Source organism: Sutterella faecalis (assembly GCF_006337085.1).
GTDB classification, from domain to species: Bacteria; Pseudomonadota; Gammaproteobacteria; order Burkholderiales; family Burkholderiaceae_F; genus Sutterella; species Sutterella faecalis.
On record NZ_CP040882.1, the window covers coordinates 755,969 to 780,095 of the forward strand.

The 24,127-nt window shown below is 60.2% G+C and carries 17 protein-coding genes and 1 pseudogene; 10 read left to right on the forward strand and 8 right to left on the reverse strand.

Annotation, left to right across the window (positions count from 1 at the left end; genetic code table 11):
- Positions 1-47: 47 nt before the first annotated feature.
- From FG381_RS03010 to FG381_RS03020, 3 genes are all read right to left on the reverse strand, one after another.
- Positions 48-869: an SDR family NAD(P)-dependent oxidoreductase gene (locus FG381_RS03010; RefSeq protein WP_139687480.1), complete on the reverse strand. Its 822-nt coding sequence runs from the start codon at positions 867-869 to the stop codon at positions 48-50.
- 136 nt (positions 870-1,005) lie between these two features.
- The gene (gene dcuC / locus FG381_RS03015) at positions 1,006-2,271 is read right to left on the reverse strand and encodes a C4-dicarboxylate transporter DcuC (RefSeq protein WP_139687481.1); all 1,266 of its coding nucleotides are present in this window, start codon (positions 2,269-2,271) and stop codon (positions 1,006-1,008) included.
- A gap of 185 nt (positions 2,272-2,456) precedes the next feature.
- Positions 2,457-3,758, reverse strand: a complete 1,302-nt coding sequence (locus FG381_RS03020) for an OFA family MFS transporter (RefSeq protein ID WP_139687482.1) — start codon at positions 3,756-3,758, stop codon at positions 2,457-2,459.
- Positions 3,759-4,055: 297 nt separating this feature from the next.
- On the opposite strand from FG381_RS03020, the gene FG381_RS03025 reads away from it, so the two are divergent.
- From FG381_RS03025 to FG381_RS03035, 3 genes are all read left to right on the forward strand, one after another.
- Positions 4,056-5,342, forward strand: coding sequence for an amidohydrolase (locus FG381_RS03025; RefSeq protein ID WP_226960333.1), 1,287 nt, complete (start codon positions 4,056-4,058; stop codon positions 5,340-5,342).
- A 149-nt stretch (positions 5,343-5,491) separates the two neighbouring features.
- Positions 5,492-6,244 (forward strand): GntR family transcriptional regulator, encoded by a 753-nt coding sequence (locus FG381_RS03030; RefSeq protein WP_165697815.1) that lies wholly within the window; start codon positions 5,492-5,494, stop codon positions 6,242-6,244.
- A gap of 133 nt (positions 6,245-6,377) precedes the next feature.
- The gene (locus FG381_RS03035; RefSeq protein ID WP_139687484.1) at positions 6,378-6,806 is read left to right on the forward strand and encodes a rhodanese-like domain-containing protein; all 429 of its coding nucleotides are present in this window, start codon (positions 6,378-6,380) and stop codon (positions 6,804-6,806) included.
- Positions 6,807-6,913: 107 nt separating this feature from the next.
- On the opposite strand, the pseudogene FG381_RS03040 reads toward FG381_RS03035, so the two are convergent.
- The 4 genes and pseudogenes from FG381_RS03040 to FG381_RS03055 all read right to left on the reverse strand — a co-directional run bounded on the left by FG381_RS03040 (position 6,914) and on the right by FG381_RS03055 (position 12,273).
- A pseudogene (locus tag FG381_RS03040) lies at positions 6,914-9,998 on the reverse strand (efflux RND transporter permease subunit).
- Between the two features lie 2 nt (positions 9,999-10,000).
- Complete coding sequence (locus tag FG381_RS03045; protein WP_139687485.1) at positions 10,001-11,149, reverse strand: efflux RND transporter periplasmic adaptor subunit; 1,149 nt, start codon at positions 11,147-11,149, stop codon at positions 10,001-10,003.
- A complete protein-coding gene (locus tag FG381_RS03050) occupies positions 11,146-11,634 on the reverse strand; it encodes a MarR family winged helix-turn-helix transcriptional regulator (RefSeq protein WP_139687486.1) in 489 nt (162 codons plus the stop codon). Before FG381_RS03050 ends, FG381_RS03045 begins: the two co-directional genes overlap by 4 nt.
- Positions 11,635-11,742: 108 nt before the next feature.
- Positions 11,743-12,273, reverse strand: a complete 531-nt coding sequence (locus FG381_RS03055; protein ID WP_139687487.1) for a methylated-DNA--[protein]-cysteine S-methyltransferase — start codon at positions 12,271-12,273, stop codon at positions 11,743-11,745.
- A 209-nt stretch (positions 12,274-12,482) separates the two neighbouring features.
- Here FG381_RS03055 and FG381_RS03060 point away from each other — a divergent pair, with 209 nt between their 5' ends.
- Positions 12,483-13,670, forward strand: coding sequence for a M20 metallopeptidase family protein (locus FG381_RS03060; protein ID WP_139687488.1), 1,188 nt, complete (start codon positions 12,483-12,485; stop codon positions 13,668-13,670).
- A 197-nt stretch (positions 13,671-13,867) separates the two neighbouring features.
- Positions 13,868-15,790 carry an IS1634 family transposase gene (locus tag FG381_RS03065; protein WP_139687373.1) on the forward strand — a complete coding sequence of 641 codons (1,923 nt, stop codon included), beginning with the start codon at positions 13,868-13,870 and terminating at the stop codon, positions 15,788-15,790.
- Between the two features lie 49 nt (positions 15,791-15,839).
- Here FG381_RS03065 and FG381_RS03070 read toward each other — a convergent pair whose 3' ends face one another.
- On the reverse strand, positions 15,840-16,652 hold the full coding sequence (locus FG381_RS03070) for a tRNA threonylcarbamoyladenosine dehydratase (protein WP_139687489.1): 813 nt from the start codon (positions 16,650-16,652) through the stop codon (positions 15,840-15,842).
- Between the two features lie 247 nt (positions 16,653-16,899).
- Between FG381_RS03070 and FG381_RS03075 the strand changes: the two genes are divergently transcribed.
- From FG381_RS03075 to FG381_RS03095, 5 genes are all read left to right on the forward strand, one after another.
- Positions 16,900-18,456 carry an ABC transporter substrate-binding protein gene (locus FG381_RS03075; RefSeq protein ID WP_139687490.1) on the forward strand — a complete coding sequence of 519 codons (1,557 nt, stop codon included), beginning with the start codon at positions 16,900-16,902 and terminating at the stop codon, positions 18,454-18,456.
- 36 nt (positions 18,457-18,492) lie between these two features.
- The gene (locus FG381_RS03080) at positions 18,493-20,643 is read left to right on the forward strand and encodes a dipeptide ABC transporter ATP-binding protein (protein ID WP_139687491.1); all 2,151 of its coding nucleotides are present in this window, start codon (positions 18,493-18,495) and stop codon (positions 20,641-20,643) included.
- A 3-nt stretch (positions 20,644-20,646) separates the two neighbouring features.
- Positions 20,647-21,567 (forward strand): ABC transporter permease, encoded by a 921-nt coding sequence (locus FG381_RS03085; RefSeq protein WP_139687492.1) that lies wholly within the window; start codon positions 20,647-20,649, stop codon positions 21,565-21,567.
- Between the two features lie 22 nt (positions 21,568-21,589).
- Positions 21,590-22,459 (forward strand): ABC transporter permease, encoded by an 870-nt coding sequence (locus tag FG381_RS03090; RefSeq protein ID WP_226960342.1) that lies wholly within the window; start codon positions 21,590-21,592, stop codon positions 22,457-22,459.
- A gap of 70 nt (positions 22,460-22,529) precedes the next feature.
- Complete coding sequence (locus FG381_RS03095) at positions 22,530-24,050, forward strand: alkaline phosphatase family protein (protein WP_139687493.1); 1,521 nt, start codon at positions 22,530-22,532, stop codon at positions 24,048-24,050.
- The last annotated feature ends 77 nt before the right edge of the window (positions 24,051-24,127 follow it).

Genomic DNA, 24,127 nt, shown 5'->3' on the forward strand with positions numbered 1-24,127 from the left:
GGAAACCCAAATAGGAAGATGCGCTTGAGGACAAAAAACGCGGAGCGTCAGGACTCGGTTTTGAGGCGCTTCAGAATGAATGCCGCGAGGCGGGAAACGATGCCTCTCGGAAGCGCCCACGCAAAGCGCGCGATCAGGCGATTGGTCCACCCGTCGATGACGACGCGCCTGCCCCTCTTCATGCCTTCCCAGCCCGTGCGCGCCGCGGCGTCCGCAGGCCGCTCCGCGCTCTCGAGGTCGCAGAGATCAAAGGCATTCTCCTTCGCGAGCCCTGCCGCATCGCCGAATTCCGTCCTTGTGGGCCCCGGGCAGAAGGCCGTTGCCGCAACAGCCGTTCCGCGGAGCTCCTCGGCGAGCGCTTCCGTAAAGGAGAGCACGTAAGCCTTCGTTGCGCCGTAGACCCCGAGATAGGGACAGGCCTGAAAGGCCGCAGTGGAAGCGACGTTCATGATGCGGCCTCGTCCCATGTCGCGCATTTCGCGCCCGACGCGAAGCGAAAGTTCCGTGAGCGCTCCGGCATTCAATTCGAGCATTCGCCTCAATCCTGCCGGATCCATATCGAGCGCCGGCCCGAAGGCGCCGAAGCCCGCATTGTTGACGAGCACCTCAGGGACGAGGCCGATGGCGTCGATGGCTTCCATCACGCGCTGTGGCGCCTCGGGTTCTGTGAGGTCGAGCCCGAGGACGTGCGCCTCAACGCCGTACTTTTCCTTCAGTTCGTCCGCGAGCGCCTGAAGTCGATCCACGCGCCTCGCAATGAGAAGCGTCTCAAAGCCCTCTGCAGCCGCGAGACGCGCAAACTCGGTCCCGAACCCGCTCGAAGCGCCGGTGATGACGGCGAGCCGCCGCTCTTTAATCGTCTGCGCCATTTCCTCTTCTCCATCTCATACAGAAGCCGTGGGCGCATATTTTGCCTCCGCTTCCGCCGGCGCGGCACGCAAAGGAAGGGCTCTCCGGGAAGAAGCGAAATCCCGGAGAGCCCGAAAGACGTGAAAGACCTGAGCGTCAGATGAAGAAGTATGCGGCAAGAAGCATGACGAACATCACCGGGAAGGAGCGCTTCACGATGTCCATCGGATTCACCTGCGCAATGCCGGCAACGAGAATGAGACCGCCGCAGAGGGGCGACGAGAGGCGGCCGAACGAACCTGCAACCGTAGCAAGGTAGCCGAGGGACGGAATGGTCATGCCGAATTCCGCGGCATGCGGCGTAACCGCCTCATTGAACGCAAAGGCGGCGGCGTCGCCGGACCCCGTCATGACGCCCATGATGTAGGGACCGACGCTGCCGCCGATGCGCGCCCATTCGTTTGCACTCGTCAGTGCGCCGACAAGCAGGTCGACGACGCCGGCAGCGCGGAGTCCGGCAGCGAAAACGCCCGCCGCGATAATGATGCCGAGAATGTTGGCGTAGCCTTTGCCCATGCCGTCAAAGAACTTCTTCGTCGCTTCGGCCGGGCTTGTCCGGGTAACGGCAAGCGCATAAATGGCGCCCGTCAGCATGGCGGTCGCAACGCTGATCCTGACGTCGGTCCAGAGCGTGAAGCCGATGAGCATCAGGACCGGAAGGAGCGGCGCAAAGGCATAGGCGAGATTCACTTTTTTCGGCAGATTATCGGCAAGATGAGTTTCCTCTCCTGAGTCTGCAGCATTCGCCTTTCTGAAGTCGCGATAGAGAAGGCACACAATCGTGAGTCCCGCAATGATTGCAGCGCTGAAGACGAGGAGCTTGAGCGAAAAGAGTCCGAGGAGATCCATCACGCCGATATCGGCGAGCTTCGCCACGAAGACGTTGTGCGCGACGCCCGGGTTGTAGAGTGCCGGCGTCGTGGCGCAGACCACCGCGGCAGCCGCGATCGCAGGCCTGAAGCCCGCGCGGATGAGGAGCGGAATGATGGTAGGCCCGACTGCCGCGCAAAGACCTGCCGTCGAGGGAATTGCAACCGCGCAGATTCCCGTCACGCACATGCTCGCGGGCAGCAGAAAAATTCCCAGGCGCCCGAGCGGCTTCATGAGAAGCGCCACAAGATGCACGTCGCACTTCGTGAGCGACACAACCGCCGCGAAGCCCATGGCCGAGCAGATCGCAATGATGAGGGAGGCATTCGTCATCGACTTGTCGAACTGCTGCAAGGCCGTCATCGGATCAAGCGAAAGAATCGCCATCAGAAGGCCCGAGGAGATCAGCACAAGCCGGGTTTCATAGCGTCTCACAAGGCCATAGATCGTGAGACATACGATCACGATTGAAGCAATCAGGGAAAATGTCATGATGGATCCTTTTTGAACTTTGGTTGTGCTGATTGACTATCCGGAGCTCTGACGGCTCTTTTTGTGAAATTAATTTAGAAAATACCGCTCATTCAAACCATTGCCGGTTTCCGCATAATTGAGATTGAATGTCCGATATCGGACTTCCATATTCCTAGGGGATTATGTGAATCCGCTCAGCTCAATTAGATAAAATCACGCATCCGTGGCTTGAATAATGCTTTGCGGAATCTTTTTACTGGCAGTACGGCGAAGCAGGAGATAAATCCCGGCAAATAGGAACCCGGCAACCGCGAGACCGATCGAAGTCCAGTATGCGGCGGCATACCCCCCTGCCCTGCAGCCCACTTCACGAGCACAGGACCGATGAAGCCGCCCACGGAATAGCCGAGAAAGAGAATGGAGAGATTGACGCTGTTGTGTCTGGCGCCGTACTCGTCTGCGATAAGTCCTGGAAAGATGCCGACAAAAGCTCCGAAACAGAGGCCAATGCCGACAATCCCGATAAAAAAGAACGCAGCATCTCCCGTCCGGGCATTCAATAGAAGAAGGAATCCGGCGAGCGCACAGACGAGCGCGATTGCAAGCGCCGGAATGCGTCCGAGAACGTCGGAAATGAGTCCTGAAACAAAGCGCCCTGCCGTGTTGGCGATCGAAAGAACCGAAACTGCTATCGCCGCTCCGGATGCCGCAAGACCAATCTGCGACGAGGCGATGCCCGAGAGATTCGAAATCATCATGAGGCCCATAATGGCCGAGGTCGTGAAAAGGAACGCCAGGGGCCAGAAAGTCGGTGTGCGGATCATTTCAACCCAGTTCTTGCCCTCAGCATCCGCTCCGGTTTCTTTTGCCGCGGGCGTCATGAAGCCATCAGGAACGCGTTTCGCAAACAGTCCGAGCGGAACAATCACAACGGCAGATACGGCTCCAAAGATCATGAGCGACACTTCAATGCCCGTGAGATTGAGCAACCCTGCAGCGGCAAAGGGAAGAACCGCAGCGCCGACCCCGAGCGCCGCCGTGACGGTACCGCCAGCGAAACCACGGCGATCGGGGAAGAGCTTCACGGAAGTATTGATCGTGCAGCCGTTGATGAGGCCCGTACCCGCACCGACAAAGACGCCGTAACCGACATAGAGCATCAACAGAGACTCGGCGCCGGCAGCCAGCCAATAGCCGATCCCAAGAAGCGCACCGCCGGTACTGATCACCCATCGCGGACCAAATCGATCGTTGACGAATCCCCCGGCAATCATCAGGAAGGGCGTGAGACCGCCCGCGAGCCCGAAGACCGGGCTCAGATCGGCTGCGGCGACGGGCATTCCGAGGATTTCGCTCATGCGTTGCGCAAGCGGAATCGAGAAAATGCTCCAGAGATAAAGAGCGCCCGTGCAGAAATTAATGAGGCAGAAGCAGGCGAGAAAGAACCAGCGCCTCGCTTTCAGAAATTCTTCTTCGCCTTTCCTTGTTTGGGTTTGAGCAATCATGGGAAGTTACCGATGCATGAATCTTTAAATCACCTGATTATTCCTTTTTTTCTTCATTTCAAAAATTACTGCATTCCCTCAATTATTCATTTGATGTCCGCTATCGGACCTATTTCGGGAATATCGCCGATTCCTTTATCCAATATCCGATATCGGACTTTAAAAAGTCCATTATTTACAAAACATTATCAAAAATCTTGCCCATTGAACCGACGGTATTGAGCACGAACCTAGAGTTTCTTCATTTCTATACTTTCTTCATCAGGAATATCTTTTTCATACCGGAGAACGACAGACATGCTCGTTAATGACCTCTACAAAGCGGAAATGGTCCGCAACCGCCGCCATATTCACAAGCGCCCGGAAGAAGGTTGGACGGAATTTGAAACCACGGCCTACATCGTGAACGCACTTCGCCAATACTCCTGCGAAGTGCTTGTCGGCAAAGCCGTGATCAATCCCGACTTCGTGATGGGAAGAGACCCGAAGCTTGTTGAAGAGGCGATCGAAAGAGCCCGTAACCGGGGCGTCGACGCTGCGTTGCTGGAAGAAATGGGGGGCTTCACGGGGTGCGTCGCCATCTTTCGAACGGGCCGGCCTGGCCCGGTTACGGCGCTCCGCTTTGACATCGACTGTGTCTGCGTGCAGGAAACCGACGATCCTGCACATGAAGCCAACGCCGGCGGCTACGCTTCCGAACGCCCGGGTCTGATGCATGCCTGCGGTCACGACGGGCACACAGCCGTCGGTCTCGGAATCGCACATTGGGTGAACGACCATCTCGACGAGCTCAAAGGCACGATCAAGCTCATCTTCCAGCCCGCAGAGGAAGGCACGCGAGGAGCGAGCCCTCTTGCTGAGTCGGGCATTGTGGACGATGTCGACAATTTTGTGAGTTCTCACATTGGCACCAACTGCCGACTCGGCGAAATCGGGATCTGCTTCCGGGGCTTTCTTGCGACCACCAAGATCGACATTCATTTTGAAGGGACGCCCGCGCATGCCGGCTCAAATCCCGAAAAGGGAAGAAGCGCGCTCCTTGCTGCGTGTTCGAGCGCGACAATGCTCGCCGGGATTCCTCGTTCGAGCGAAGGCGACACGCGTATTTCGATCGGCAGGCTAGTCGCAGGCTCAGGACGCAATGTGGTCCCCGCGCACGCCGTCATGCAGATTGAAACGCGCGGCTCCACCGAAGCAGTGAACAACTACATGGTTGAATACGCTAAACGCATCGTCGAAGGCAATGCACACTCCTATGATGTCAAGGTCACATTTGAAAAAGTGGGCGAAGCCACAACGCTTGTCGCCGATGAAAAGCTTACTGAAGACCTTACCGACATTGCGAAAAGAATTCCGTTCATCCACTCTGTGGATCGTTACGACGACGTTAAAGGGTCTGAAGACTGCACGATGATCGGCCGCAAGGTGCGCTCGCACGGCGGTCGGATGGGATTTTTTATGTTCGGCTGCAACCAGAACGGCCACCATCGCGGCGACTTTTCAATTCAGGATGAGGAGAGCCTGCCTGAAGGCTTTGAAATGTTCGCCCAGTTCCTGATGAAGGAAAACGGCCGGGAAGCCTGATGTATCTCACATCTTCCTTCAGAGTCTGCCTCCAGTAGAGCGTATTTGGCCGGTATCCCAAGGGATTCCGGCCCTTTTTGAATTCAAGACCACTAAACTGCATGCAGAATAGTGACGCCCTAACAAAAAATTCCCTGAGGACGAATGCCATGAAGAACCCCGAAATACTTGAAACAGTCCTTCCTCGACGGGAAACGCTTTTTGAGTTGATGAGCCGCAAAATCAGTCAAATGATTGAAGCGGGCGTCTGGAAGACGGGGGACATGCTCCCCAATGAAGCCGAGCTCGCGCAGCGCTTTAAGGTAAGTCAGGGCACCGTGAGGCGTGCGCTCAAGATCCTTACCGATCAGGGCATTCTTGTCCGCCACCAGGGGCGCGGCACCTTCGTTGCCCGTTTTGATTCGAATCCTTCGGGCATTCTCGCGCGCTACGTAAGAATGCGCCCGGACGACAAGGCGCCCAATCTCCCCATCCGAACCATTTTGCGCATGTTTGAAATCGAAGATCCAAGCGATGAAGTCGCAGGCATCCTCAGGCTTCTTCCCGGCGAGAAGGTGATCCATATACGGCGCGTGCACTATACGGATCGCGGCCCTGTATCTTTTGACGAACACTTTCTCAACGCCGCGCTTTTTCAGAAGCTCACGGCAGAAAACATCGTCAGGCATGAGGAGCTGCTCCTCTACGCCTTCTATCAGAACGTCTGCGGCGTCACCATCCAGCGCTGCAAAAGCACCGCCAAAGCGGAAGTGCTCTCCGAAGCACGCTGCCGGCAGTATGGATTTGAATGGCCTACCGCCGTCATCTGCGAGCGGCGAGTTGCTTTCGCATTGGGCGACCACCCTGTTGAATTCCGCATTGAGGAATATGTTACCCGGGACTATCACCTTGCACTCGAATAACCCAGACGCACTTTCAATAGCCTTTAAGCCTCAGACAACCGCTTCGTGAGAGAATCTCGGCAACTCCGGAGCGAGCTTGAGGACATTCCGTCTTCTGCTCCTCCATAACGTTTTGTTTTTGCAGAATTTCATCATGATGAAGAAAATCAGCGCCGCCTGTGCGGCGGCCGCCCTTTCCGTCGGCATCGCCGGGAATGCGCAGGCGCTTGAACCCGTGAACCCCCAGCCCGCGGTTCCTCTCACCTATTCGAACCCCGCCTACGCGAAGGTTGCCCCGGCTGAAGCCAGGAAGATGATTGAAGCCGGCGTCACCGTCGTCGACGTCCGCGAACCCGACGAATTCGCCTCCGGCCACATTCAGGGCTCTGTCAACGTGCCGCTCTCGACCTTCACGCCCGGCATGCGCCTCAAGGCGATTCCGAATGTCGACGACAAGGTTCTCGTGATCTGCCGCTCGGGCGTTCGCGCTGAAAAAGCCTCGCGCATCCTCGTCGAATCGGGCTACAAGCACGTCTACAACATGTACGGCACGAGCCAGTGGCCGTACGGTCTTGTGCGCTGATCGCGCCTGACGCTGTTGACCACTGCGAAACCCGACAGAGCCTTCATAAAACTCTGCCGGGTTTTTCTTTGCCTGCGGGGCCGCCCCCGCTTTTAGGGGTTTCGGGTCTACTTTTTCCTGAGGCGCGTCATCAGGCGCTCAAGGAATGCATAGAAAACGGGCGTGAAGAAGATCCCGGCAACGCTCGCGAGGAGCATTCCGGAAAAGGTAGTCACGCCGATCGCCTCGCGGCTCCCCGATCCCGCACCCGTTGCAAACACCATCGGGAGGACGCCGAAGATGAAGGACCAGGCGGTCATCATGACGGCGCGGAAGCGCTGCGATGCGCCCGCAAGCGCGGCCTCATCGGCTGAGAGCCCGGACTCGCGCTTCACCTTGGAAAATTCCACCATCAGAATGGCGCTCTTTGCCGAAAGCCCGATCAGCATGACGAGCCCGAGCTGCGCGTAGATGCTGAGGTCGAGCCCGGCGACCTTGAGCCCGAGAAGCCCGCCCGCGAGCGCAAAGACGACGGAGAGCATCACGGAAACCGGCATCATCCAGCTCTCGTACTGCGCCACGAGAAAGAGATAGGCAAAAAGGAGCGCGAGCCCCGTAAAGAGCACAATGCGGCCCTGATTTTCAACCTGCTGCCGGCTCAGACCCGTCCATTCGATCGTGTAGCCCTCGGGGAGTTTGAGCGACTCGATGACGGAGAAGACTTCGCCTTCGCTCGCGCCCTCTGCCGTCTGCACGTTCATCGAGGCCGAGCTCATCTTGTTGAAGCGCGAAAGCTCCCGCGCGCCCGTTTCGTAGGAGACCGACCCGATAGCGGAGAGCGGAACGAGATGGCCCGATGAATTGACGACCGATATTTCCTCAATATCCCGGGCATTGGCGCGGTAGCCGGGCTCGGCCTGCATGATGACTTCATAGTTGCTGTTCTTCATGGTGAAGTCATTGATGTAGTAGGACGCAAGCGCGTTCTGGAGCGCCGAATAGGCGTCCTTTGCCGAGAAGTTCGGCCTTCGCCCGGTCGAGCGTGAAGCGCAGCTGCACCGTGTCCGCGCGGAAGCTCGACATGGCGGAGCGCACCGCGCCAGACTTTGCAAGCTCGTCGGCGATGCTCTGCGCCGTCCGGGCGAGCTCCGCAGGAGTCGTGCCCGACGTCGAGCAGAGCTCGAAGGAGACGCCGCCCATGGCGCCCAAACCCATGATCGCGGGCGGCGCAAAAGGCGTGACTTCGGCTGCAGCCATGTCCTCGGTCGCCGTACGGATCTTCGTCATGATGCTGTCGATCGAGCGTTCGGGTTCCGTGCGCTTATCCCAGCTCTCAAGATCCGCGATGCACATGGCCGCGTTTTCGCCCGAACCGCTCATCATGCTCATCCCGGAAATCGTCATGGTGGAGCGCACGCCGGGAATAGCCGCAATCTTCTCGCGCATCTCGGTCATGGCGGCTTCGGTGCGGCTCTGTGCGGCTCCCGGAGCGAGCTCCATATTGACCATCACGACGCCCTTGTCTTCGGCCGGGAGAAATGATGCCGGGAGGCTCCGATAGAGGAACCAGACGCCCGCGCAGACACCGGCAAAGATAAGGAGCGAGAGCGTCATGTGCTTCAGAAGAGCGCCCGCGCCTCCGAGATACCGATCCCGGAGCCATCCAAGCCCGGATTCGGCCGCCCTGAGAAGGAACCCGCCCGAGCCCGCCTCGCGCCGGCGAAGGATGAGGCCGCAGAGCGCCGGCGAGAGCGTGAGGGCGACGACGGTCGAGAGCGTGAGCGCAATGCACATGCTCGCCGCGAACTGCTTGTAGATTTCGCCGGTCATGCCCGAATAGAAGAGGAGCGGCGCATAGCAGGCGATCGTGACGAGCGTGGTCGCAATGACCGCGCCTGTAATTTCTCCCATGCTCTTCTTCGCAGCTTCCCGGGGCTCGAGCCCTTCGTCAATCAGGCGCTGCGTGTTTTCAACCACCACAATGGCGTCGTCGACGAGCGATCCGATCACCAGAATGAGGCCGAACATCGTGAGCGTGTTGATTGAAAATCCAAGGAGATAGAGGCCCGCGAAGGCGCCGAGAAGCGACACCGGAATGGCGGATGCGGGAACGAGCGTCGCCCGCCAGTCGCCTAGGAAGAGCCAGGTGACGCCCACCACGAGCGCAAGCGCCGCGATGAGCGTGGTCGCCATTTCCTCCATCGACACCTGGATGAATTCCGTGGGGTCGTAGCCGAAGACGTAGGAGACGCCTTCGGGGAACCTCGGCTTCCAGCGCTCGAGCTCCGCCTTCACGCGGTTCATGGTGGAGAGCGCATTGGCGTCGGGGGCCCGGTAGAGCCCGAGGCCCACGGACTCCTCGCCGTTATGCATGACCTTGCCCGAGTAGGATTCGCTGCCGAGCTCAACCCGGGCCACATCTCTCAGGAGCACCTGCCTTCCCTTCTCCGGATCCGATCGGACGACGATGTTTTCGAATTCATCGACGGTTTTGAGGCGCCCGGTGACGTTCAACTTGTAATAAATCCAGGGGCTCGCGCCTTCGGCGCCGACGGAACCCGCTGCACCGGCGAGATTCTGCGCTTCAACCGCGGCCTTCACGTCGTCGGCCGAGAGCCCGAGCCCCGCAAGACGCAGGGGGTCGAGCCAGATTCTCATCGCGCTCCAGCGGTTCGACATGAGTTCCGCGGACGACACGCCTTCCACGCGGGCGAGCGCGTCTTTCAACGTATCGTTCACGTAATTGACGAGGTCGGACTGGGAGAGCTTCGTGCCGTCCGTCACGAAGGCGATCATGCCAAGGTTGTCGTCGCCTCTTTTCTCCACGCGGATCCCGCTTCGCGTGACTTCTGAGGGGAGCTGCGCCTCGGCACGCTTCACCGCATTCTGGAGGTTGACGAGCGCAATGTCAGTATCCGTTCCCGTCCTGAAGGTCACCGAACAGCTGTAGGAGCCGTCGTTCGAGCTCGTCGACGAGAAATAAAGCAGATCGTCGATGCCGTTGATTTCATCCTCAATCGGCATCCCGACCGTCTGCTCGACGACATCCGCGCTCGCGCCCGTATAGCTCGCGGAAACAAAGAGCGAGGGCGGCGCAATGTTGGGATACTCCTCTACGGGGAGATTCATGAGACCGATGAGACCGGCAAGCGTGATGATGATGTTGAGGACTGCCGCGAGCCTCGGCCTGAGAATGAAGATTCGCGAGAGCATCGTCACTCTCCTTCGACAATCCGCACGGGCTCGCCTTCGCGGGGCTTATGCGTGCCATCCGTAATGACGGTTTCTCCCGCCCGGAGTCCGGAAGCAATAATCGCGGCGGATTCCGTCGTGCTCTCGACCTCTATCCGGCGCTTTTCCGCGCGGTTCTCTGCGGATATCACCCACAACCAGGCGCCTTTTTCGTCATGCATCACTGCGGAAGGAAGAACGCCAATCGCTCCGCCCTGCGATCTGCGATGAAGCTCGACGGCGACGGTGCTCCCCGGTATCAGCGCCTCGTCAGGATTTGCGACCTTGGCATAAACATCGAGCGTATCGGTATCCGCGCCCGCACTGTTGTCGGTGAAGGCGATGCGCGCGGGCGTTTCGAGCTTCGCTCCGTCAGCGCGCTCAATCTCTGCAGACCCTTCCTCGCGGAGCTTTTCGACAGACCCGAAAACGGAAGCAACATCCTTCATGGAGACGGCAAACCGCACGCGCACGGGATCGGTTACGACCACGGTCGTGAGGGCTCCCGAAGAAGACGACACCCAGCTCCCGACCGGGAAGGCGGCCACGCCCGCACGCCCGTCCGAGGGTGCTGAGATCACCGTGTGCTTCAGATCATCTTCGGCGAGCGCCACATCAGCTTCGGCCGCAAGAAGCGCGGCCTCCGCAGTCTTTGCCGTCCGTACCGCCGCGTCATAGGCGTCGCGGCTCTCGGCATTCTGCTCCCAGAGCTTTTTGACGCGATCAAGCGACCGCTTTGCATACTCTAGCTCGGCCTCCGCCTCCTTTCTTGCACCTTCGGCGCTCTTCACCGCCGCTTCATAGCGCACCGGGTCGAGCCGGAAAAGCACGTCTCCCTTCTTCACACGCCCGCCCTCGGCAAAAGGCGCTTCGACAATCTCGCCCGAGACGCGGGACGTAATGCTCACGACCGCCGGTGAAAGTATCCGCGCGGAGTACCGCCGCCCGGGGAGAACGTCGACGGCAAAAACTTTTCCCGCGGCGACGGACGGCGCCTTCATTGCCATTCCCGGGGCACCAGAGGGTTCGCCGGGAGAAGCGGCAAAAGCGCCCGGAACGAGGAAGCCGAAGCAGAGAACGCCCGAAAAGAGTCCCGGAACAAAGCGCGAAAGATAAGCGTGCGTTTTCATCATGATTCTGCAATTGAACGATTGGTCGACTTCTCAAGCTTCCCGGCAGCGCCTTCCACGACCCGCCAGAAGGCTTCGAGGTCGCTCGCCGGCATCCCTTTCGCCGCCTCCTGCCAGAGCGCAGCAAGTTCCTTCCCGGCCAAACTCTCCCGACCTTTTTCCGTAATCCGTATCGCCACCGTGCGCCGATCAGTGAGGAGCCTTTCGCGCGTGAGGAGCCCGAGCGAAGCGAGTTCTTCCACGGCTTCTGAAACCGTGGAAGGCGCGAAGCCCGTCAATTCCGCGAGATCCTTGAGACGGAATGCCCTTTTGTCTCCATCCGGCCCGCCGCTTTGCCGCGCGAGGACGGATAGAATCCGGCCCTTCGCAATGGATATGCGGCCCGAGCGCACGTCTGAAACCTGGTCCGGCGTCTCAGCGCCCCGTACAAGGAGCGCGAACGCGAGGTCGAAAAGCCGCGTGACGGGGGGAGATGAAGCGTCTGTCATGAAAATTCGGATTCAAAATAATTCGTATTCCGAAATATTATTCGCTGAGCTTCTCTCTCATGCCTTCAAATCATTTCAAAATGTGTTTCCCCGAACCGGAAAAAACGCTCAGATCACGACGCCCTCAATCCCGAGAAGCATGCGCTTGGCTTCAAACCCCCCGCCGTAGCCTGTGATGGACCCGTCCTTCCCGATCACGCGGTGACAGGGAACGATGATTGAAAAGGGATTTTCGCCCACGGCCACCCCTACGGCGCGCACGGCCTTCGGGCGCCCGATCCTGCGGGCGAGTTCGCCGTAGCTCACCGTTCCGCCCCAGGGAATGTCGAGAAGCGCGTTCCAGACATCCTTCTGAAAATCAGTGCCGAGAAAGAGAAGCGGAAGGTCGAACGTGCGGCGCTTCCCTTCCCAGTATTCCCGAAGCTCCGCTTCCGTACGGTCGAGGAGCGGGTCGGGGCGGGCTTCATAGGGGCCCTTCAGGAATCGATCAAGCCGCTTCTGAACGGTCGCGCGATGCCAGCCCGACTCCCAGTCGCAGAAGGCGAGCTTCCCTTCAACAGCGCCGAGAAGGAGCGTGCCGCAGGGGAGCGTGAATTTGCGCGTTGAAACGACGGCATTCTGAAAAAGCGGATCGACCATGAGAAAACTCCCGGAAAGTGCTGAACGCGGCAGACTGTTCCGAAATCATACGCGAACAATTCAATGGGTCTTCTCCTAGAGGAAAAAGCGGAGCTGAGAGGATGTGGATCAGCTTCCGTGCCGGCCGTCTTCTGCCCCTCTCCTCACAGAGGCCCATAATGGATGCACCGGAAATTCTGATTTCTTTTTCTCGAAGGAGCTTTCCCCAGATGCCACGCACGCTTGAAGCGCTTCTCGGCCGCGAGGATGCCGAGCGCATTATTGAATTCCGCCGCGATCTTCACCGCCATCCGGAAATCGGCATGGATACCGCCCGGACGGCAGAAAAGCTCGAGGCCTTCCTCTCGACCTTCCCTGTCGACCGCGTGGAGCGCGTTGAAAAGAACGGCGTCGTCGCGCTCATCAAGGGCAGAGCGGAGGGTCCCATGATCGGGCTTCGCGGCGACACGGACGCGCTTCCCATTCAGGACGAAACAAAGAATCCCTGGACGAGCGAAGTCGAAAAATGCGCGCACCTCTGCGGCCACGACGGCCATACGGCAGGGGCTCTCGCAACCGCGCTCTATTTGTCGAAGCACCGCAATTTTGCGGGGTCCGTCGCCGTCATCTTCCAGCCGGGCGAAGAAGGCTGGGCGGGAGCCGACCTCATGATCAAGGACGGCCTCTTCAAGCGCTTCCTCTGCAAAGAGGTCTACGCCATTCACGGCGACCCCTCGCATGATATCGGCACCATTCTCCTTCAGCCCGGCCCCATGACGGCGTCGGTCGACATCGCCTACATGACGGTCGAGGGCCGGGGCGGCCACGGCGCCCGTCCGCAGGAAGCGATCGACCCGATGCCGGCGGCCGCTGAACTCATCCTCACGCTCCAGACGATCGTCTCGCGCCGCGTCGACCCCAACGACTCCGCCGTCGTCTCCTGCTGCTACGTGCATGCGGGCGACCCGCTCGCCCCCACGGTCATTCCGCAGCGCGTGGAGCTCTCCGCCACGATCCGCACGTTCGACGGGAAGGTGCGCGATCTCATTGAAAAGCGCTTCAACGAAATCACCTCCGGCATCGGCACCACCTTCGGGGGCGTCGTGAAGCTCGACTACCAGAGGCGCTATCCGCCGCAGATCAATGATGAAAAGCTTTCGCTCGCGGCAATCGACGCTTTGAAGCCCGTCTTCGGAGCCGGAAACGTCATCACGAACGCCAGGCCCTCGATGGGCGGCGAAGACTTTGCCTTCATGAGCGAAGCCGTTCCCGGGGTCTACATGAAGGTGGGCCTGAGAGACGAGGGGCACCAGGCGGCGCTCCACAATCCGGGGTTCGACTTCAACGACCTCGCGCTTGCGAACTCCGTCGAAGCCTTCCGCGCGATTGTTGAGGCGCGGCTCCCGCTCAAAGACTAATTTCACCCTGTCTTCAAGGAAAAGGCGCTCGCGGAACGATTCCGGACCCAAACTCCCGGCCTCTAGCACCATCGGGTATTGACTCAAGTTAAAAGGTGCCAAAACTTTCTTTTTAATCCCGTGTTTTCTATAAAAAATGAAAACGCGGGATTTATTTTGGCAGTATAATAGCTCTACTCTATTTTAGAGTTGGTGCTATGAAAAGCGGTAACAAAAAACAACTCACCGGTTTCTCCGTGCAGAAGGATGGGGAGACTGAAAAGTGGCATGTTTTCCTGAGAACCAATCGCCGGTCCGGCTATCAGTACGTCGTGGCTGAGACTAATCATTGGGACAAGGAGAAGAAGCAGGCCCGCGTGACGGGGCGTCAGATGGTCGGCCGCATTCAGCCAACCAATGAGATCACCGTGTCCCCCAGGTTCCGCAAAAGATTTCCCCAATTCACACAGCCCGAACTCTTCTTTTGGGAAGGTCAGCTGCTCTCGCGATCTGAGTATCTTTCTGCCAATCCAAATGCTCAGCAGGAATGGGATGAGCTGGAGGCGCAGCAGCAGAAAGACGCGAAGGAAGCCGCCGCAAAGGCGCAGCTGCTGGCTTCCGGCGAGGAACTGGAACCGGATCCGCTTGAGGAAATGCGTCAGGCGCGCCGTTATCTCCGCATCGGCAAGCCCTGGGCTGCATGGATGACGCTGCTCAACTGCGGCATGCTCGATGCCCTTGTGGGCATTTTCGGCGCGGATGACGGACTGCTTCTTGCTCAGTTGGCCGTCTATGTCTTCGACCAGGGACCTGCCATGGATCGATTTGAGGATTGGGCCGCTGCCACAGGGCTTCCTCGACTGCAGCCTGTTTCCGGGCAGAGGATTTCAGAGCTTCTCAGCCGAATTGATCAGAGCAAAATCGACGCCTTTTTCAAGACGCGCTACGACGCTGCGCGCGAGAGGTTCTTTGCTCGCCAGCGAGCACAGACCAGCTCCGGCGAAGACGCCGGAGAGCCTCAGCAGCCGTTCCTCGTCGCCTTCGACAGCACAGGCATCAGTACATTTTCCACAACCATCGATCAAGCGGAGTACGGCCACGCCAAGCAGAACCCGGAGCTCAAGCAGGTCAATCTGATGCTTCTATGCGATGAGGAAACGGGCGAGGCCATCTTCGCTTACAGCTACTGGGGATCCATCAATGACTCAAAGGCGTTTGTCCCCATTCTGAAGCACATGATTTCCGCCGGCTTCGATCTGTCCTTTGTGACGTTTGTTACGGATCGCGGCTTCAGGAATCCGTTTGCCACGCAATTCCTGCTTGATCATCACATTGGATTCGTCCAGGGCATTCCCATCGTTGAAGACTCCGTCAAGAAGCTGTTCCGCCAGCACCGGGATCTGCTCACGCAGAACGGCTACATGAACGGCGACACGGGATTTGTTGAAATGGCTCTCAGCCCCTCGGAGGCTGAAGCCTGGACGGAAAATTTACCGGGGGTGAAGCCTATTCAGCGCAAGGTCTTCATTTACCTCTATTACAATCCCCTGACCAACAGTTTCGCAGCGCGACGCCTAGCCAAGGATGTCGAGGATGCGCTCAAGGTTCTGAATTCGGGCAGGAAACTGGACCCCCGTCTGGCTCAGCGTACGGCCAATTGCATCGGAGAGAAGGAATCCGATAAGGGTCATAAGGTTTACTACCGCAAGGCGCAGGTTATGACGCGGAAGACCGAGTTTGAAGGGTGCCTGGCCATCCGAACGGATCGGTATTTGTCTGCGGCTCAAGTGTTTACGATCTACTCGGACCGCAACAACATCGAACGCACCTTCCGGGAGCTGAAGGTCGAGGAAGATGCGCGCCGCCTGATGGCAACGCAGACTGCCTTTGAGGGAAAGCTGTTCGTTTATGAACTGGCCCAGTCAATCTATAGACAGGTAGCCATGCAGGCTCGAAAGAAGCAGGCTGTTCTGCCTGGGAACTCATTGAACAAGCTTCTGGCAGCCATTGAGCCGGTAGTGGCTGTGCGTGTGGGGAACAGCCGTGAATGGAGGGTGGATCTGCTGACCAGGCGGCAGACTCAGGTCTATGAGCAGATCGGCGTCACCCCTCCCGCGGGGAAGCACTACTTTTGGTGCTAGCCCACGGGAGTTTGGGTCCGGAGCGCCTTTTTCAATCCCTTCCGGCGGATCAGGATTGCGCGCCTCTCTTCACAGCTTCCCGCATGGCAATTGAAGCGGCCGCCATGCCGAAGGTCGCCGTCACGACGATGCCCGAACCGTACCCGGAGCAGGCAAGTCCCGCCGTCGTCTCCATGCTGCAGGCTTCGTCGCCGAGCGGCTTTTTGACGGGCTCTGCCGAATAGACGACCGGAACGCGAAAGAGGGGCGGCAGGGGTTTCCCGGGCTTTCCGGCATCGGGCGAGGCCTTGGGGAACCCGTATTCCTTTCGGAGCCGATAGCGCACCGATGCAAGAAGCGGGTCGCCCGAAATGCGTCCGAGGTCGCCAGCCTGAATTTCAAGGGGATTGGTGCGGCCTCCGCCCGCGCCCGACACGACGATGAACTGCCTTCTCGCGCGGCAGCGGGCAATCATCGCGGCCTTCGCGCGCACCTGATCGATGCAGTCGAGCACGATCGCGTCCGGGGGAATCAGGTCCGCCGCATTCTCTTCGTCGACGAAATCCTCCACGCAGGCAACTTCGGCCCTCGGATTGATGAGCGCGATGCGGGCCTTCAGGGCTTCGACCTTCGCCATGCCGTAGGCTTCGCCCAGGGCCTGAATCTGGCGGTTGGTATTGCTCTCGGCCACATTGTCGAGGTCGATGAGCGTGAGCTTCTCCGCCCCGGTGCGCGCGAGCGCCTCCACCGCCCAGGAACCGACGCCTCCCACGCCCACCACGCAGAAGCGGGTTTCGCGGATCGCCCGGGCGCCATCCTTTCCATAGAGGCGGGCAACGCCTCCAAAACGTCTTTCAAAATCAATGACGTGTCGCTCGGTCATAATTCACATCAAGAGAAAAGAGGAAAATTAAGGGAAATTCCGCCTGCATTGCGGGTAATTACGGGCGATTTGCCCGGGTGAGTACGCCTTTTGGCGGACGCGCCCGTCACGGAAACGTCACACAATTTAAAGCAAACCTTAATGGCCGGCGGGAAGAATAACGGGCGCCCACAGTGTCCAGGCACCGTTCTTCAAACCCCGAACCCGTCTTTATATCACCGGACACGCCATTTTCAAGGAATCCGCCATGGCCCAATTCCCCAAAGCGCACCCGTCGATCCTCGCCGGTGCCGTCATTGCCGCGAGCCTCTTTGCCTCTCAGGCCTGGGCGAGCGCTCAGCACATGGTCGTGGCCATGCCGCAGCTGCCGACCATCATCGAGCCGCAGGGCAAGAACCACAATCCGCTCGAGCGCGTCGCGTTCTCGATCTTCGAAACGCTCATTCACGCCGATCAGAAGACGGGCGAACTGCAGCCGGGTCTGGCAGTCTCCTGGACGCGCATTTCTCCTGAAACCGTCGAATTCAAGCTCCGTCAGGGCGTGAAGTTCCAGGACGGCACGGACTTTACAGCCGACGACGTGGTCTTCTCCTTCGGCCCCGAGCGCTTTCTCTCCGACACCGCCCCGGGGCGTCCCGCAGCGGTTGAGTTCCTGGGCGGCCTCAAGTCGGTTGAAAAGGTGGACGACTACACCGTGCGCGTCACGATGAAGACGCCGGACCCCCTTATTGAACGGCGCTTCTCCGCGCGCATGTCGGAAATCATTTCCGAGGACGGCTGGAAGAAGGCGGGCGGCTGGGACAACTGGATCAAGCACCCGATCGGCACCGGCCCCTATGAAATCGTTTCGTTCAAGACCGGGAACCGCCTGGAACTGAAGCGCTTTGACGGCTACTGGGGCGAAAAGGCCCCGGCCGAGAAGCTCTCCTTCGTTGAAGTGCCGGAATTGTCGTCCCGCGTCGCGGGTCTTCGCTCGGGCGAATTCGACCTCATTACCGAAGTCCCGCCCGACCAGGTGAAGCCCTTGTCGAAGGACGGCCGCATTGATGTGGTCGGAGGCCCGATCGACAACATCTACTCCCTCGTCTTTGACGACAAGTCGAACAAAATCATGACGAAGGAGCTCCGCCAGGCCTTCCTTTACGCCATCGACCGCGACCTTCTCGTTGAAGCCCTGATGGGCGGAAAGACGACGCCCGCCAACAGCTTCCAGTCGAAGACCTTCGGCGACCTCTTCATCCCTGAACTTGACAAGAAGCTATACAACCCGCAGAAGGCGCGCGAGCTCGTGAAGGCTTCCGGGTATAAGGGCGAGCAGATCGTCTGGCGCATCCAGGCGGGCTACTACACGCAGGAGCTCACCGTTTCCCAGGCGATTGCCGGCATGCTGAAGGCGGTCGGCATCAACGTGAAGATCGAAGTGAAGGAAAACTGGTCTCAGGTTGAGGCCCCCGGCGCCACGCGCATGATCAACAACGCGTCGCTCTCGGCCTACTTCCCCGATCCCGCCTCGCAGCTCTGGCGCCGCATGAAGCCGGGCGCCTTCTGGGATGCAAGCGGCTACTTCGTCCACTCGCCCGAATATCAGAAGTTCGGCGACCTCGGGAAGATCCTTGAATCCTCGACCGACCCCGCCGCCCGCAAGGCCGCCTGGAAGGAAATGCAGGAAGTCTTCTTCACCGACCCGCTCGCCTGCCCGATCTACGCGCTCCCGATGATTTACGGCAAGCAGAAGAACGTGATCTGGGAGCCGGGCACCCAGGGCGCGCTTGATCTTTCGGCCAGAAACCTGAAGTTCAAGTAATCCTCCTGACTCCTGACCCCGAAAAAGAAAAGAAGAATGAAGGAAAGAGACGCAACCTCCGATCTCCATGAGGCGCCCGCGCCGCTCCTCACGATCCGGGACCTCCGGGTCGCCTTCAGCGGCGTCGAGGTGCTTCACGGCATCGACCTTGATCTTCCGAAGGGCGAGACGCTCGCTCTCATCGGCGAATCGGGGTCAGGCAAATCCGTCCTCGCAAGGTCGATCCTCGGCCTTGCGGGGTCGAAAAACACCACCACCGGAAGCATCCGCTTCGAGGGCCGCGAACTCGCCGGCGCCCCCGAAAAGGAACTCCGCCGCATCCGCGGCGCCGACATCAGCATGATCGTGCAGGACGCCATGGCGGCCTTGAACCCCATGCGCACGATCGGCGACCAGCTGATTGAAACCATCGTCTACCGTCATCCCGACTATCGGGACCGCGCGAGCGAACGGCTCATCTTCGAAAAGAAGAAGGAATTGACCGGGCTCGCGATCTCCTTTCTGAAGCAGGTCGGCATCACCGCGCCCGAAAAGCGCATTTCAAGCTATCCGCATCAGCTTTCGGGCGGCATGCGCCAGCGCGTGCTCATTGCCCTTGCGCTCATCGGCTCGCCCAAGCTCCTTCTTGCCGACGAACCCACGACGGCGCTCGACGTGGTCGTGCAGCGCGAAATCCTCTCGGAACTGAGGGACCTCGTGCGCGCGCGCGGGATGTCGATGCTTCTCGTCACGCACGACCTCCATCTCGCGCGCGACGTTGCCGACCGGGTTGCCGTCATGTACGCCGGCACCCTCATGGAAGTGGGCCCCTGCGAAAAGGTGATTCCCAATCCCTCGCACCCCTATACCGAGGGGCTTCTCAACGCCATGCCCGACATGGAAAGCCCGAGGGGGTCGCTGAAGCCTATTGAAGGCGAAGTCCCTTCGCCCTCCGAATTGGGCAAAGGCTGCCCCTTTGCGAGCCGGTGCGTGCTTGCCGAAACCCGCTGCCGCGAAAGTCTTCCCGCCATGATCGCCATTGCGCCCGACTGGTGCTCGCGCTGCGACAATGCGCACACGAGAACTGCCGACCTCGAAAAGCTCGAGGAGCTCGCGGCTGCCGCGCCCGAAGGCGCGGGATCGATCAAAATCGAAAAGGAAATCGACAGGAAGGGCTTCGGGAGCGTTCAGAAGAGCGACTTCCCCGTGATCGTCGACGCCCGGATCGAAAAGCACTGCTACTACGCTCGCCGCGGGTTCTTCGGCCGCAAAACGCCCTGGAACGTGCTCGAGGACGTCGACCTTCAGATCAAGAGCGGCGAAGTGCTCGGGCTCGTAGGCGAATCGGGGTGCGGGAAGTCGACGCTCGCGCGCCTCATGCTCGGCCTCATGCGTCCGACCTCGGGTTCGGTCAAGTTCCGCGATGAGGAATACCCGGAACCCCGCACCGCCCCCTGGAGAGCGCAGCGCGCCGCCGCGCAGATGATCTATCAGGACCCCTTCAGCTGCTTTGACGAGCGGATGAGCGTCCTCGACCAGATTGCCGAGCCCCTTGAGGTGCACCTCAGCCTCTCTCACGAAGACGCCTCCGCGAAGGCGCTCCAGGTGCTTCGCGCCGTGGGGCTTCCCGAGCACAACGCGAGGAAGCTCCCCGGCGTCATGTCGGGCGGGCAGCTCCAGCGTGCGGCCATTGCCCGCGCCGTGGCGCTCCGGCCGGCGCTCTTGGTCTGCGACGAACCCGTGGCGTCGCTCGACGTCTCGATTCAGGCCCAGGTCCTCGCGCTTTTGAATCGCCTCAAGGCCGCCACCCACATGGCGATGCTCTTTGTTTCGCACAATCTCAACGTCGTGCGCTACCTCTGCGACCGCGCGGCGGTGATGTACTTAGGGCGCATCGTCGAGCTCGGGCCCGTCGACGAAGTCTTCCACCACCCGCAGCACCCGTACACAAGGCTCCTTCTCGCCTCAACGCCCGGCGCCGAGGACGACGTGATCCGCTTTTATCCGAAGGGCGTGATGCCGAGTCCGATGGAGCGCCCCGAGGGGTGCGTCTTCGCCAACCGCTGTCCCGTCGCGTGCGAGCGCTGCAGAAGGGAGGTCCCGCAGCTCGAGGCGGTCAACGACCATCACCAGACGGCCTGCTTCGTGAAGCACTCCTTCGTCACCGACACGCCGCTCCCCGGTCCTAAGCCGCAATCGGGAGACTGATCCATGTTCGCACTCATTTCGAGACTTGTCTTCCGCTCGGCGCTGACGCTTCTGCTCCTTGCCGCCTGCGTCTTCTTCGGGCTTCACATGACGGGCGACCCCGCGCGCCTCATGCTCGGCGACTCGGCCGACCAGATCGCGCTCGACGCCTTCCGCGAGCAGTGGGGATTGAATAAACCCCTCTGGGAGCAGTTCATCGTCTACATCCAGAAGGCGCTCACGCTCGACATGGGCGTGAGCTACGCGACGAGCCAGCCCGTGAAGGACGTCTTCCTCGAGGCGCTCGACGCCACGATCGACCTGATGGTGCCCACTGCCATCGTGACGCTTTTGATCGGGATCCCGTCGGGCGTCATCGCGGCGCTTCACCGCAATACCGCGCTGGACCGCGGCATGATGGTGCTTTCGGTCTTCGGCTACGCCGTCCCCAACTTCTTCATGGGCGTGCTCCTTCTTCTCGTCTTCTCGATCTGGCTCGGGTGGCTCCCGTCCTACGGGAACGCGACGCTTCTTCACTACATCATGCCGATCATCACGATGGCGACCGCGGAAGCCGCAATCTTCTCGCGCTACGCGAGAAGCGCGATGCTCGAAGCCATGCGGCTTCCCTGCGTGCGGGCGGCGAAGATGAGAGGGCTCCCGAGGGCCCGCATCATCTGGCTCCATGCCCTTCCGAACGCCATGCTCTCGATTCTCACGATTCTCGGCTTCTTCTTGGGCACCCTCGTCGCCGGCGCCGTCATCACGGAAACCGTCTTCTCCTGGCCCGGCGTCGGGAAGCTCCTCGTTCAGTCGGTGGCGCTTCGCGACATTCCGGTCGTGCAGATGATCGTGCTCGCCACCGGCGCATCCCTCATCCTCGCCAACCTCCTCATGGACATTCTCGCCCTCGTCGTGAATCCGCGCCTGAGGAAGGAAAACTGACCGCCCGGGGGATCAAACGAAAATGACTGCTGCCACGCAAATTGCTGAAAAGCCGGGGCTTCTCTCCCGGAGCATTGCCGGAAGGCCCCGCGGGCTCGCCGGGCTCTCGGCCATCATCCTCGTCGTCTTCTTCTGCGCGGGGCTTCTCGCGCCGGTCGCCGCCCCCTACGGGCTCGAGGACATGGATCTGATGTCGAGGCTCGTAGCGCCCTTTACGTCGCTCGCGCACCCGCTCGGAACCGACGAGCTCGGGCGCGATGTGCTCTCGAGGCTTCTTTACTCCCTGAGGCTTTCCTTCGTTCTTGCCGTGACGGGGACGCTCTTGGGCGCCATCGTCGGCACCGCGCTCGGGTTCCTTGCCGCCCGGTTCGGTGGCTTCATCGACGACCTCGTCAACACCGGGATCGACTTTACGGCGTCGCTTCCCTTCATCGTGCTCGCGCTCACGATCCTTGCCTTCCTCGGCACGGACGTGAAGGTGATCATCGTCATCATGGCGGTCTACGGCTGGGACCGGTACGCGAGGCTCGCAAGAAACCTCGCGCGCTCGGCCTATACCGAAGGCTACGCCGGAGCGCTCGAGAGCTTAGGCATCCCGACCCGCCGGATCCTTCTGAGGCACATTCTTCCCAACATCGCGAGCGCCCTTGTCGTCAACATGACGCTCAACTTCCCCGGGATGATTCTGCTCGAAACGTCGCTCTCCTTCCTCGGCGTGGGCGTCCAGCCCCCGATGAGTTCCTTGGGCACCATGCTCGGCTTCGGGCGCGACTACCTCACCACCGCCTGGTGGATCGCCGTCATTCCCGGCGTCGTCATCGTGATTTCGACGCTTTCCATGTCTCTTCTCGGCGACTGGGTCCAGCAGAAGCTCGACCCGCAGAGCCGATAAGGTTTTTTGATTGTTTTTTCGATGAAATGCCGCACGCAGAACCGCTTTCTCGTGCGGCATCTTTTTTAAGATGTCTTTGAAATTTCTGATCGTGGGCTTCGACGGGCTGAGGCCCGACTTTGCGACGCCCGAAAACATGCCGCGGCTCTCGGGCTTTCCGGAAAAGTCCCACACGTGGGAAAACTACCTCGCCTGCTTCCCCACGGAAACCTACGTCAACCACCCGTCGATCTTTTCAGGGGTCCGCCCCGAACGCCACGGCGTCATCGCAAACAGCTTCTGCTACGAGGACGAAAAGCGCCGGATGCGCCTCTTTGAAGGCTTCCGGATCGATTCCGTGATGGAAGCAGACGCCCTTCTGCACGGTCTTTATGCGGTGCCGGACCTGGGCGCCCGGCTCGCGCGCGAGGGAAAGCGCCTCAGAATCTACTGCGCCAATTCGCCCGGGAGCACGCGTCTGCAGCACGTGCATGCCTCGGACTTTTCCGGCCACCTCAACGCTCCCGTGCATGCGCTCGACAAAGCCATCCCCGGCGCCGAGGCTCGGGAGCTTATCCGCGCGCACGGGAAAGGCGTCCCGCTTGAATTTCCGGATGCGCTCGGAACCACGCTCACGGTCGACCTCTTTTTCGAGCGAGAACTCAAGAACGGTCCCGAGGGGCTTGCCGAAGCAACGGTTCTCTGGATCGGCGAGCCCGACCACAGCGAGCATGAACTCGGGCTCTTTTCCGCCAAAACGCTCGAGGGCCTCAGGCAGGCGGACCACGAATTCGGGCGGGTGCTTGATTGGTGGGAGACGGAAGGACGCGCGAAGGACATTCAGCTCGTCGTCATGTCGGACCACGGCCATGTTGAGGTCGCGCGGCACGCCGATTTCGAAGAGATTCTCGAAAATGCCGGGCTTCACGTGCTGACGGGGAGCGACATCGCGCAGGGCGCCGACCCCAAAGCCGACGACGTCATTCTGATCGGCGAATACACCTCCGGCATCTGGGTGCCGGGAAAGAGAAGAGAAGTGCTCGAAGCCGTGCGCGATGCGCTTATGGCCTCGCCCGAGGTCGGCATGGTCTTTTCCCAGCCCGATCCGGGGCTGCCGGGCGCCCGCGAGGGCCTCATTCCCGGAACCTTCTCGGAGGGGCTCCTCTCGAGCGCTCACCCGCGCGGACCCGACATCCGCTTCATCCCGCGAGGCGACCCCGAAACCGGGCGCTGCGTGATGACGAATGCCCTGCCGCTCGGGAGCGGCGCCCACGGCGGGCTTCTGCCTCAGGAAACCCATGCGCTTCTCGCGATTCAGGGGAGCCGCTTCCCCGGATTCGGGCGTCACGCCGAACCCGCTACGCACGAGGACTTTGCGGCAACCCTCATGACGATGCTGAGTCTTCTTGACGACGACGCGCCGCTCCCGCTTCCCACGGGAAGAATTCTCTCGGAGGCGCTCGGCGAAAAAGAATCGATGAGGCGCGCACCGGTTTCCCGGGAAACGCTCACGATCGCAAGAGGCGACTTCTCCCAAACCCTGCATTTTCTTACTTTCCAGGGTCGGAACTACACGCTTTCGGGCGGGCGCACGGAAAGGCTCCCGCTCTGAAGCACTCTGAACCATCGGGGAAGCGGAGGGAGAAAGTGAGCCGGGAAATCTCTAAAATCTAGTGATTTCCAACCGTC